Below are 11,555 nucleotides of genomic sequence, written 5' to 3'. Positions count from 1 at the left end.
TCGTCAGCGATACAGCGCCGGCACGATGACCCCACCGCTGTCGATATGAGTGGTGATGTCGCGGGGGAGAAAGTCAGCGACAGTGAGAGCGACTCTGCTCATCACATGCGAGGACTCGGCGAGCAGTCCGGGACGAGCGATTGTGGGGTGGGTGAGTGCAGCATCGAATCCTCGCGTCGCTTCGAGGAGCAAGGACGTTTCGGTCAGAAGAAACGCCGCCGCAATGAAGACCATGACGGTGAACAGAGGCGCGAGCGAACGGGTCATCAGATCGCCGCAGTAGTTGTTGCAGTCCGACGACGACCGCGTGCAAACCGGGGTCGAGAAGGCGGCGGGTTGGAGGCGACGACACTTTTGCGAATGCGTGTGACCGCGCGGTAGAGCCGCTGGCGAAGCGCTGCCGGAGTCATCCCAATCTCCGCGGCGATCACGGCCAGGTCGCAATCGGTCTGCTGGAGGTATGCCCGATGAATCAGGGTGCGATCGAGGTCGTTGATGACCTTCTTTTCGACCGCCCAGGTGAGCAGAGCCGGAGCAGAGATGTCCGCTTCCGGTTCGTTCTCAGCACTGTCGGACTCGTCGATGACATCGGAGGCGGGGATCTCGTGGGCGAAGGTTTCCTCGCGCGTGATCTTCTTCAGCGTGTGCAGGAAGAGCGCCGCGTAGACGTTCTCACCGGATGGCCTGTAGGTGGCGATCAGGGACATGAACGTGGCCACTGTGGAGGCCGCTCTCTCATCGCACGCGTGATACCGATCGTGCCCACTGACCCGTGCGTGGCGCGTCAGGGAGATGAGCTTGCCGAGCATCAGCTGCAGTAGCGCTCGCCCGGCAAGGGCGCTTCCTTCCTGGTGCAGTGTCAGCAGCGCCAGAAGCACACCATCACGATCTCGGCGGTGCGCTGCGGCGAGATCGTTGAGATCCGTCACCTCACGGAGCGCGGCCTGGCTCACCGACCACGTCAAGACTTCGGCGGCGGGGCGAGCGCAGAGGTACATCCACTCGGTGTTCAGGCGGCTGTACAGATTGGTTTGCGCGGTGCTGCGAACCGGCGTGGCCGGTGAAGCTGTGGTGGCGGTGGGTGCGTGGGTGGACGTTTCCACGATCGGTCTCCTCTGGGCGCGGGCGAGGTGGTCTCGCGCCCAGTGCAGCAACCGGATATTGCCTCTGACCTGTGTGTTTGTTGTTGCCGGAGGGGTTGTCGTTATTGCCAGGGCGTTGTTGCCGTGACGGTTTCGGCTGTGCGGCGGTGGGCAGGGAGTGCCCCTCACGTGCGCTCTTTCGGCTGAGGCAATAACCCCTTGGTGACTGCAGAGAAAACTTCAACAAAGTTTCGCGAGCGATGTCACTCAAGCCCCCGGACCAGGATCTTCCTCCAAGTAGAAGCCCACTTTTTCTGTGTGGCGCTCTTCCACACCCCAGTCGCCAGGAGGACCGGATGCACGAGCTCGACAACTCGCTGCAAGCCCAGCTGCACGATCTCGGCTACGTGCACGCCGTCACCGAGGAGATCCGCCGAATCGCGGCAGCCCTGGCGGTGAACCCTCTCGATGAAGAGGCGAGCACTTCGCTGTGGCTGTTGGTGTTCGTCGAAGCGCCAGTCGCGCGCGCCGCGCTGTCGCGGGCGTCCGCATTCGACATCGCGGATTCCGTCCCCGATTGCAGAACGTCCGATCCGACGACAGAAGCCGGCATCCGATGAAAATCGACCTCGCGAAAATCAACTACTTCGGCCGCAGCCCCAAGAGCAAGACCGATCCCGCGACTGAAAATGGCGTCGACTCCGTTGTCGACGAAGCCGAGGAGTTGGCGCGCGCGGAGCGTGCACAGTGGGGTCTTCGGCAGGTGTGGACCACCGGGCTTCTCAAGGCAGGAATCCTCGCCGCACTCGGCGCCGGAATAGTTGCCCTGATCCTCGTCGTCTTCGGATCCTCGCCCACCTCGAACCTCACCGACAACGCCGCCGAAGACACCGCAGAGGTCGACACAATCGGTCAAGCGAAAGCCGAAGATCTTGCTCGGCAGTTCGTCGTTGCCTGGCTCCAGGCATCGCGTGGGAATGAACAAGAACTCGATCATTTCGTCTCGGGAAGCCCCAGTCTTCCGACTGCGCCGTTGTTTGCCGCGACTGATCCGGCCGTCGCGTCGATCGACTACGAGCAGAAGTCACGGACATACGCGGTGACGGTCTCGGTGTCAGTTCGAGCCGCCTCGGACGCGAATGCGGCCACAGTTCGTCGCTACTTTCAGGTGCCGGTTGTGGTCACCGAAGCGGGCGTGAGGGCCGCCGCACTCCCCGCCGAAGTAGCTGAACCGTCGACCTCGATCGACGTCACGCTGGGCTACAAGTACCGGGTCGCCAACCATCCCATCGCCACGTCCGCTCACGAGTTCCTGTCCGCGATGTTGACCGGCAACGGGGAAGTAGCCCGCTATCTCACGCCGGGGGTTTCGATCGCACCGATTGTTCCGGCGCCGTATCGCAGCGTGGCAATCACCGATGTCTATTCGTCGGAAGACCTGAGTGCTGCCAGTGCATCGGTACCGCTGCCTGACGGTGATGTGGTGCGCCTCCTGGTGACGGCAGCGCAGAAAGTCACCGAGGTCGATTCGGTCAGTGGGCAGTACGCGCTGACGATGACATCCCGCGGCGGTCGGTGGGAGGTCAGCGCAATTGATGCAACGCCGTTGTACCCGCCGGCGGCACCCCGGACACCATCCTCGTCAACGACCGCACCGCGCTCGATCCCACCAAGTGCGAGTGCCCCGGAGTCCGCTTCATCTGATTCAGGTCAGGTTCCCGCCTCGTCTGAATCAGGGTCGACCCCCGCACTTTCAGTGCCGACTGCCGGCGACGTGCCGTTCTTTTCCCCGTCAGGAACCGATCCTCATTCATCCGGAAGGTAGCCCATCATGTCCATTGCGCTCGCAGCCACCGATCCCCACAACGCGGTACTTGCCGTAGGACTTTTCGACAAGGCGCAGGAGTTCACCAGCGATGGCAAGCTGCTCCTCCAGTCGGCTGCCGGTTGCCTCGTTTTGTTCTTCCTTCTCAAGAATCTCATGGCCTCATTCACAGTTGCCCGACTCATCACCTCAGCGCTCATCGGCGGTGCAGCACTGTGGGTCGTCTTCAACATGGACGTCCTGAAGGACTCGACAGGTGAGGAGTTGGAGAGCGCTCCCGCCGCGGTGCACATCGTGGCCGAGCCGAGTTCCGGCTTAGACCTTCCCGTGTGATCTCCGCTCGCTCGCACCGGCTGAAAGACGCCTTGTCGGCACTGACCTCATTGCGCGACCGACCTCTACAAGGAGGGCTCCAATGTTCGATGTAGCCAGCACCGCGGAAGCGGGTTCGCGGCTTCGCCGGCATGAAGTCACGAGTGGGCCGGTGCTGCGATGAGCGACGAGCGCACCACCGGGGAAGTCATCAAGAACTTCACCCGCGCTCGCAAGGTGCCGCAACTGATCGGGCGTACACCTGACGGAAAGAAGCTGCCGTTCGGTCCCTATACCGTTCCGCAGGCAGTCAGCGGCGCAATCGTCGGTGGGCTCCTGTGGCTCCTGCATCCACTGTGGCTTCGGGACAGCATTTCCTGGAACGTCGGATTCTTCGCCTTCTGGTCACTGGGCACCGTCTTTGTCGTCGGCAAACTCCGGTTTTCCGGCCGGAGCCCCGCCTCAGTGGCACAGGGAATCTGCGCCGCAGCCTTCGCGCCGGCCGGTGCCAAGATCCAGATCAACGGCCGCCGGGTGACCATCCGGCCACCCCACCTCGTGCGTCCGAGTGGCTACATCACTGCCGACCCCACGGCCGCCGAACTCAGCGCCACGGTCGTCCCGCAGGCCGTGCACATCGCCACCGCCGAGGTCACCGAAACCGCATCGGCGGAACCGGTCGCACCACGACCGCAGACCTCCGCTCCGGTGCCCACACCGGCAAGCGGGCCCACCCATCGCGCCGGCCGATCGAGCGTCAAGGAACTCCTCGCTCTGGCTGCTGCAGGCACCTCCGAGTAGAAAGCACCGCCACTATGGAACAGCCGACACTGTCAATGGCCGCGAACATCCGGTGGACGAAGTCTGGCGTTGTCTGGGCGGACTACGTTCTCACGGGCATCGACTACGGTTACCGCCCCGACGTGGACAAGCGCACTGCTCGTACCCTGCACACGATGCTCGTCCGCGCCCTTCCGGGCGAGTCACTGTTGATGGGCATCGCAGCATCGTTGAGCGCCGAAGCCGTCGTTTCCCGAATGACCGAAGGCGTCGATCTCGATGCACACCCGGACTGGGCAACCGAATGCGAAGCGACTCTCGACTCGATCGAGCTATACCGCCCGGGGCAGAGGATCTACTGGCTGAGCATTCCGCTGACCACTCCCAAGGTCGTCGATCAGGTCAAGGCCGCCGCTCATTCGGCCTGGACCACACTCTCCGACTACATCGGGCTGCCGCGGACCGCAATTGACGACGATGAGATCCGGGCTCGGGTCCGGCAGGCCAGCCGGATCATGGCCGACATCCCCGGTGTCTTCGCTGCGCAACCTGCCACTCCCGCTCAGATGGTGTGGCTGTGGCAGCACGCGATGACGCGCGGACTGCATGTCGACCCTGACCTGCCGGACGCAGCCGTGACGCCAGGAGCAAAGTCAGGTGCCGCCCTGTCCGCATGCCGGATCGACGAGGGCGCCCAATCGGATCGAGAAAAGGCTTCGGGTTGGCGAGGCAAGGTCCCGACGTTCAGTCGGGTCCTGAAAGTCGACCAGCCATACGAATTCGTCGACCACCCTGCCTCCTACCAAGTGCTCCTCGCGCTCGCTGACACCCCCGCCGGTGGCGTCTATTTCCCCGGCTCGGAGTTCTTCACCCTCGCTGACGACTTCGGCGATATCGATGTCGATTTCGCCGTACGGCTCAAGGTCACCGCCGGTGCCGATGTCATGCGAGCGAACAAGCGCGCGCGCGAGAACCTGAAGGAGCAGTACGAACAGCGGGAAGGAGAGTTGGCCGGCGGCCAAGGTGTTCTCGACCTCGCTGCCGCCGCATTGACCGAATACACCTCGTTGCTTGAGACGAACCGCGATGAGGTCGAGGTTGCCTGGACGGCGTTGTTCGCGGTAGCAGCTGATTCCGAGGAGCGTGCACTCGCTGATGCGAAGGCATTGGTGAAAGCGTTCGAACAGCAGGAATACAAGGTGGTCGCGCCGGTCGGCTACCAGGAAGACCTGTGGTGGGCGATGTTGCCTGGCGTCCCCACCTCGAAGATCGTCCGCGAGTTCGCGCAGATCACCACATCGACGCATTTCGCGGCGTACATGCCGTTCATTCGCAACGATCTCGGCGATGGCAGCGGTCCGCTGTTGGCACTGAACATCACCACCTCTCGGATCAGTGTGGTTCACCACGACGTCGCCGGAAAGTCCCTGCGCGACCAGTCCGGATCCTTCGCGGTCACCGGTGAGCTCGGATCGGGCAAGTCGGTCACCATGAAGGTGATCGCCGGCCAGGTCGTCGACTGCGGGGGGCAGGTCATCGGCATCGACCAAAGCGATCTCGGCGAGTACGCCAACTGGGCCCGCGCCGTCACCGAGGCAGTCGTGGTCGACCTCGTCGAACCCGAATACAGCATGGATCCACTAAGGATCTTCGAGGCCGGACTCGCAGCAGAAATGGCCCAGTCCGTGCTGTTGACACTGCTCCGGATCCAGCCATCCTCAGACCTGGGCATCGCCTTGGCAAAAGTGATCGAGCCCGAATACCGCGCAGAGCACCCCTACCAGGGTTTGGGCGAGCTGACCGAACACCTCCTGTCCGGTGCTTGCCCGATCGCCCACGCCCAAGATCTCGGCGAAGCAATGAACGTCTACGCCCGCCGCACCTACGCGGCGGCACTGTTCGGCAAAGATCTACCCCCGCTGCCCATTACTGCTCCCGGCATCATTTTCCGCACCCACAAGGTCGACTTGCCGACCCAGCTGCAGACCGAGAAACAACACCTCTACGAGAACCTGCCGCTGGAGAAGCGGTTCGGTCACGCGGTGTACACCCTGATCGCGAAGGTCGCCCGCGGACAGTGCTTCGCCGACCCCAACCAGATGGCGTTGTTCCTCGTCGACGAGGCCCACCACCTCCTGGGCGCCGACGACGGAGTCGACATCGTCGAGGACTTCGTGCTGCAGGGCCGCAAGTCCTCTGCCGCCGTGGGACTCGGCGACCAGGACTGCGCGTTCGGCACCCCGAAGCTGCGCGGACTGATCAAGACCCGCATCGCGCACCGTCATACAGACGAAACCCTCGCCAAGCGCGCCATTGAATGGCTCGGCCTCGACCCGGACGACTACGGACTGGTCAAGCAGTACATGGAACAGACAGCCCCGGTAACCGGCAAAGACAAATACGTCGAACCTCACCGCCGCGGTGAAGGTTACATGCGCGATGGCAGCGGAAACGTCGGCCGTATCAAGACGCTGCTGCCGGCAACCGAGTCTCGCCGAAGTGCAGTGTCGACCACTCCGAAGGACAACAAGCAGGGGAAAGCATGACCGCGGCCGCGGCGTCCTCCCGTGAACGGGAGGTGGTCGGCGCCCCCGGACCCCGGGAGTATTTCAGTGTCCGCGCCGCGGCCAAACGCTCACTGCTGTGGCTCGTCACCGCATGGTTTCCACAATCCTGGCTGACCGCACTGATCCACCTGACCCGTCCAGTAACCCGCTGGCTGTGGGCACGCTGGTGGAGCCGGCTACTCATCCGCGTCATCGCCGGCTGGCACGCGGCCGGCGCCATCTTGATGATCGTGGCCACCCCGGCTGTTGCCGATCCCGCCGGCGGCGGCGGTGCGAGCCCGTTCTTCGCCTGGATGAATCTGAAAGATTCGCACGGCATCGACGCGTGGGGCTACTTCCTGTCCATCGACAAAGGCAACGCCTCGGTGGGCGGCGGCTGGCGCATGATCTGGGCGTACATCATCACCCTCGAATACGAGGTCTTCCGCTTCCTGATGGCAACGGCCATCTGGTTCATCACCTGGGTGCTCTCGTTCGAATGGCTCGAGCTGATCCTCACGCCCGTGCGCACCATCGCCGACTCGGTCACCTCCATCACCGACCAGTTCACGCTGACCCCGCTGATGCTCACAGTCGCCGGACTCAGCGTCGCCATCTGGATCATCCGCGGCCGATTCTCCACCGGAATCTACGAGCTCCTCATGTCCTGCGTCATCGCGGCCGCGGCCGTGGGCGTTCTCTCGAACCCGGTCGATCGCGTCCTAGGGGACGACGGGCTGGTGCTGTCGGCGCGAGATGCCGGCATGGAAGTCGCCTCAGGGCTCGCCAACGGTGGTGATACCAGCGGAAACCCGCAGACCGAGATCGAAACGATCGAATCGAAACTCATCGACACGTTCATCCGCCAACCAACGCAACTGATCAACTTCGGAGTCGTTCTCGATGCCCCGGAAAACAACGGGAAATGCGTCAAAGAGTTCGACGCCGCGTACCTCGCGAAGCCCAAGGAGCCTGGTCTCGCGGACAAAGCGCAGGACGTCGTCTCCGAGATCGCCCCTGGGGCAGGCGTAACCCTTGACCTGATCAATCCCGACGCGAAACCCGAAGACCGCGTCAAAGATGCCATCGCCACATGTGAGGGGGAGGACGGGCCGATGAAGGCCTATGCCGACAACCCCGGTCCCGGACAAGCAATGGGCCTGTTCTTCCTGATCTTCGCCGGCGCACTCCTGATGGCCTTCGCGATCTACCTCGCCGGCCGATTGATCATCGCCGCAGGTGTCTCGATCGGCAATGCCATCAAATCGATACCAGGAGTCGTCCTCGCCATCGCACCATCGATGCGCGGGCAGTTCTGGCGGACCATTGCCAACGTCGCAATGGCGTTGCTGCAGATGATCTTCGCCATCGTCTTCCTCGTGGGATACGTCATGGTCGTCGAGGATCTCTTCGCTGCAGACGAATCGAACCTGATCCGCACAGTGTTCTTCGTCGACATCTTCCTGGTCACCGCACTTCTCCTCTTCCGCCGAGCGGTCAAGGGAATGAAGCGAATGTCGGACAACCTGGCAACAATTCTGGCTAAACGGCCCAACGCCGCGCCGACCGCCATTAGTCGCTCAACGCCCACCACAGCACGCGACATCGCTGCGATGGCCGCCAACGGACGCCACATGTACCAAGGCGGTAAGGCCGTGGTGAAGGGGGCAGGAGCACTAGCGAAGAAGTCCGGCACTGCCGCGGCAACGACCGGAAAAGTCGCAGCCGGAGCCACGTCAACCGCAGCAACCGGCGGGGCAGCTGCAGTGCTGGTTGCCGGACGGGTCCTCTCCTCGACCGCGAAGCGAGCGAAGAACAAGGTCGACTCGATCGCCGACCCCGACAGCTACCCGAAGTCCACCTCAGGCCCGGTCGGTGCCCAGACCAGTCGCGGAACCGCCGCTACGAACGCTGCTGCCGACGCTGTCCGAAGTCGACTGTCGAAGACGGCGGTGTCGGACAAGGCCGGCATCAAACACCCCATCGGGGTCGCCCCCTCGTTGCCGGCCCCCAACCCCGGCCCGGTCCGCGCCTCGGCCACGACAACCAGCGGCCCTGACGGTCGCCGATTCCGCGCATTCACCACCACATCTGGGGCGCCGGTGATGTTGCCGACAACACCGAGCCGCACCCCGCGACCAGGCAGACAAGCCTCTCCTGAAACAGGGATCCCCAACGGTTCAGCGTCGAAGACTGCTCAGCTGCTCGCTGCCGCCGCGCAGTCCGGATCCGCGCCGGTAGTCAAGCCGAGCGCACTGGCCCACCGAGCTCACTGATGACGCTCCTCGACACACCACCGTCGACCCCGGACACACAGGAAGGCAGCCCGAAAAGGTGGTGGTGGCTGCTCGCCGGGATACCCGCCTTCGCCATGGTCATCATGATGGCTCCGATACTGGTCATCCTCGCGACGACGGGTAGTGACACGAACTGCGGTCGACCTGTGCCAGACGCCCGGGGCGGCAGCCTCATGGGACTCAAGCCCGGATCCCTCGCGGTCCCGATGGCCGAAGGCACCTACACAATCAGCTCACCCTTCGGTCTGCGCGCGGGAGGCATGCACGACGGCCAGGACTACGCAGCACCACTGGACACCCCGTTCTACGCCGCTGGTGACGGCGAAGTCATCGCCGCCGAGCCCGCCGCCGGCTACGGACACTGGATTCGGATCCGGCACACCATCGAGGGCCAGATCGTCGAATCCCTGTACGGGCACATGCAGGCGTCCGGGGTCCTCGTCCACACCGGAGACAAGGTCACAGCGGGCCAACTGATCGGCAAGGTGGGGAGCGAAGGACAGTCGAGCGGACCGCATCTTCACTTCGGCATCTACCCCGGAGGCTGGTCACTGGGCGGCGGCGTAGATCCCATTGCGTGGCTCAAGCAACAAGGAACCATCTCGTCGAGTGGAGGACCAGCAGAGCTGGTCGCACATACCGATTCCACCGGTGGAGATCTCCCGCCGCTGCCCGCTGACAAAGGCAGCGAAGCGCACATGCAGGTCGACTCGATCCGCGTCATGCGCACAATCGCGGTGGCCTTCCCCGAAGTAAAAACCATCGGCGGATGGCGCCCAACGGACGACGTCGCCCAGGACCACCCCGACGGGCGCGCGGTCGACATCATGATTCCCGACTCCGCGAGCGCCCAAGGGAAGGCGCTCGGCGACAAGATCGCCCTGTACCTCCAACAGAACAAAATGGCCCTCAACGTCGAGTACGTGATCTGGCAACAGCGTTACTGGGATGGCACCGGTGACTGGTCGCTGATGGAGGACCGCCACGGCTACACCGCAAACCACTTCGACCACGTACACGTGACACTCAAGGGCGGCGGGATGCCGACTGGAGACACCAAGTACGGCAGCGCTCCGGGCGGTACGACCGCCGCTGAGCCGTGCCCGCCAGAGGGCGGTGATCAGACCAAGTTCGCCCCTGGCAGCATCCCGCCGCAATACACCAACGCAGTCTCGGTTGCTGGGTCTCTGTGCCCCGAGGTGAGCCCGGTTCTGGTTGCCGGCATCGTTCAACAAGAGTCCGGGTTCAACGAAACGGCGGTCAGCAAGGGCGATGGCGTAAACCAGGGCGGCGCCGAAGGAATGAGTCAGTTCATGCCGGAGACCTGGAAGGCTTTCGGTACGGATTCAGGTCTAGATCGAAGCGGAAAAGCGGAACCACCGAACGCTGCCGACCCGTTCAATCCGTACGACGCGATCGCCTCGGAAGGGCGCTATCTCTGCCACATCGCCGACTACCTTCGACCGCATCACGACAGTGGAGCCGTCAAGGGCGACTTCACCGATCTGATCATCGCCGCCTACAACGGCGGGGAGGGTGCCGTCGTCACCTACGGCGGGATTCCGCCATTCGGCCAGACTCAGGCATACGTGCCGGCCGTGCGTGAGCACATGAAGAAGTTGGCGGCCTGACACTCACTCGGACGTTATTGCCACACCGAAGATCGGCGCCCGGCACTAAGGCCGGCCACCCACCGCTCGGTAGTAGTGGAAAGTGCGCACTCGGGCAGGGTGAGGCGAATTCATGCCCGTCCCGGGTGAAGTCCGACCCCTTGGCAATAAGGGGTAAGCGGTCCCGCCTCGGGGCATCAGCGCAGATCTTCAGCGACACGAAAACCCCCTGGCGGCGGTGTTTTCGCGAGGAGAACTTGGCAGGTCCTCCTCTTATGGCCTTGGCCGGGCCGTCACTTTTCTGAGGTGAGGTCGAAAGTTGGCGCATTCGAAACTCGTACTGCAAACCCAGGCCCAGGGTAACTGACTGCTGCCCGGCCGGCAGCGTTACTCGGACGGGAGGAGCAACCATTTCTTCCGCCCCTGCCGCGAGCGAGCGGCAACGGCGAACGGTTCGTTCAGAGGAGCCCTGCCGGTTGAACCCGTTAACGAATGCCGGCGGTGGCGGGACGGCGTTGGGACGGGTTCGCGATCGTTGTGCGAGACCAGCGAGATCAGTGGCATGGCACCAAGGACAGGTACGCACGCGAGGGTCAAGGAACGGATCAACACGCGTGAGATGGGTTGTTGCCTGAGCGGAAATATATCCCTACGCGGGGGATTCGCTCCGTCGATGCTCTCTTCGTTGTGCTAGTCGGAGCGTAACCCACGTGTCAATGGGGTGGTGGTGCAAATCGGGGATTGTCCTGACTCGGTGAAGGTGGCGCCGGCTCATTGAATATGGCGAGTGTGGCGGTCTATCTGGCGGAGGGCTCAGTGAACCTGGCGAATCCGAGGTGGTCACCCGCGATCGGGAATGAATCGAGGCACCGAGTTCCATGCTCGCCAGTCGCCGCGGCGACTCAATAGACCTGGCGAGCAGCAGGTGCGGCCTCTGCGATCTCGCCAGATCCACTGAGCCAGGACAGGGATGTCCCGGCTCTGTGCATCTGATGCCGACTCAGCAGATGTCCTGTGACAGTCGATCGTCCTTTTTGTCAGTCAATCTTGCTCATTCCCGTTTCTCTGCCAGTACAGTTTGCTCGGTCTGTTATTGCTGGGGA

Annotated in this window: 9 protein-coding genes; 7 read left to right on the top strand and 2 right to left on the bottom strand. The window is 63.3% G+C overall.

Features of this window, described 5'->3' with window-relative positions; all coding sequences use genetic code 11:
* Nucleotides 1–3 precede the first annotated feature (3 nt).
* Entirely contained in the window at nucleotides 4–267 is a 264-nt protein-coding gene (locus tag ACFTWF_RS42760; protein ID WP_378467114.1) for a hypothetical protein, read from the bottom strand.
* Nucleotides 267–1,103, bottom strand: coding sequence for a sigma-70 family RNA polymerase sigma factor (locus ACFTWF_RS42755; protein WP_378467113.1), 837 nt, complete (start codon nucleotides 1,101–1,103; stop codon nucleotides 267–269). Before ACFTWF_RS42755 ends, ACFTWF_RS42760 begins: the two co-directional genes overlap by 1 nt.
* A gap of 335 nt (nucleotides 1,104–1,438) precedes the next feature.
* Here ACFTWF_RS42755 and ACFTWF_RS42750 point away from each other — a divergent pair, with 335 nt between their 5' ends.
* The 7 genes from ACFTWF_RS42750 (at nucleotide 1,439) to ACFTWF_RS42720 (ending at nucleotide 10,473) form a co-directional block, all read left to right on the top strand.
* Entirely contained in the window at nucleotides 1,439–1,702 is a 264-nt protein-coding gene (locus tag ACFTWF_RS42750) for a hypothetical protein (RefSeq protein ID WP_378467112.1), read from the top strand.
* Nucleotides 1,699–2,907 (top strand): conjugal transfer protein, encoded by a 1,209-nt coding sequence (locus ACFTWF_RS42745; protein WP_378467111.1) that lies wholly within the window; start codon nucleotides 1,699–1,701, stop codon nucleotides 2,905–2,907. The genes ACFTWF_RS42750 and ACFTWF_RS42745 overlap by 4 nt, the downstream gene beginning before the upstream one ends.
* Before the next feature lie 6 nt (nucleotides 2,908–2,913).
* A complete protein-coding gene (locus tag ACFTWF_RS42740) occupies nucleotides 2,914–3,240 on the top strand; it encodes a hypothetical protein (RefSeq protein ID WP_378467110.1) in 327 nt (108 codons plus the stop codon).
* Between the two features lie 159 nt (nucleotides 3,241–3,399).
* Nucleotides 3,400–4,020, top strand: a complete 621-nt coding sequence (locus tag ACFTWF_RS42735) for a hypothetical protein (RefSeq protein ID WP_378467109.1) — start codon at nucleotides 3,400–3,402, stop codon at nucleotides 4,018–4,020.
* A 14-nt stretch (nucleotides 4,021–4,034) separates the two neighbouring features.
* Nucleotides 4,035–6,545 carry an ATP-binding protein gene (locus ACFTWF_RS42730; protein WP_378467108.1) on the top strand — a complete coding sequence of 837 codons (2,511 nt, stop codon included), beginning with the start codon at nucleotides 4,035–4,037 and terminating at the stop codon, nucleotides 6,543–6,545.
* Nucleotides 6,542–8,821: a hypothetical protein gene (locus ACFTWF_RS42725; RefSeq protein WP_378467107.1), complete on the top strand. Its 2,280-nt coding sequence runs from the start codon at nucleotides 6,542–6,544 to the stop codon at nucleotides 8,819–8,821. The genes ACFTWF_RS42730 and ACFTWF_RS42725 overlap by 4 nt, the downstream gene beginning before the upstream one ends.
* A 227-nt stretch (nucleotides 8,822–9,048) precedes the next feature.
* On the top strand, nucleotides 9,049–10,473 hold the full coding sequence (locus tag ACFTWF_RS42720; RefSeq protein ID WP_378467106.1) for a peptidoglycan DD-metalloendopeptidase family protein: 1,425 nt from the start codon (nucleotides 9,049–9,051) through the stop codon (nucleotides 10,471–10,473).
* The last annotated feature ends 1,082 nt before the right edge of the window (nucleotides 10,474–11,555 follow it).

The organism is Rhodococcus sp. NPDC056960, assembly GCF_042674125.1.
GTDB lineage: Bacteria > Actinomycetota > Actinomycetes > Mycobacteriales > Mycobacteriaceae > Rhodococcus_F.
Note: the sequence above shows the minus strand (reverse complement) of the source record. Positions and strands in the feature narration are given on the sequence as shown.

Bases quoted from the DNA above. Each gene is read 5' to 3' on its own strand.
- ACFTWF_RS42735 (WP_378467109.1), top strand. From the start codon at position 3,400: ATGAGCGACGAGCGCACCACCGGGGAAGTCATCAAGAACTTCACCCGC.
- ACFTWF_RS42760 (WP_378467114.1), bottom strand. From the start codon at position 267: ATGACCCGTTCGCTCGCGCCTCTGTTCACCGTCATGGTCTTCATTGCG.
- ACFTWF_RS42745 (WP_378467111.1), top strand. From the start codon at position 1,699: ATGAAAATCGACCTCGCGAAAATCAACTACTTCGGCCGCAGCCCCAAG.
- ACFTWF_RS42750 (WP_378467112.1), top strand. From the start codon at position 1,439: ATGCACGAGCTCGACAACTCGCTGCAAGCCCAGCTGCACGATCTCGGC.
- ACFTWF_RS42730 (WP_378467108.1), top strand. From the start codon at position 4,035: ATGGAACAGCCGACACTGTCAATGGCCGCGAACATCCGGTGGACGAAG.
- ACFTWF_RS42725 (WP_378467107.1), top strand. From the start codon at position 6,542: ATGACCGCGGCCGCGGCGTCCTCCCGTGAACGGGAGGTGGTCGGCGCC.
- ACFTWF_RS42740 (WP_378467110.1), top strand. From the start codon at position 2,914: ATGTCCATTGCGCTCGCAGCCACCGATCCCCACAACGCGGTACTTGCC.
- ACFTWF_RS42720 (WP_378467106.1), top strand. From the start codon at position 9,049: ATGGCCGAAGGCACCTACACAATCAGCTCACCCTTCGGTCTGCGCGCG.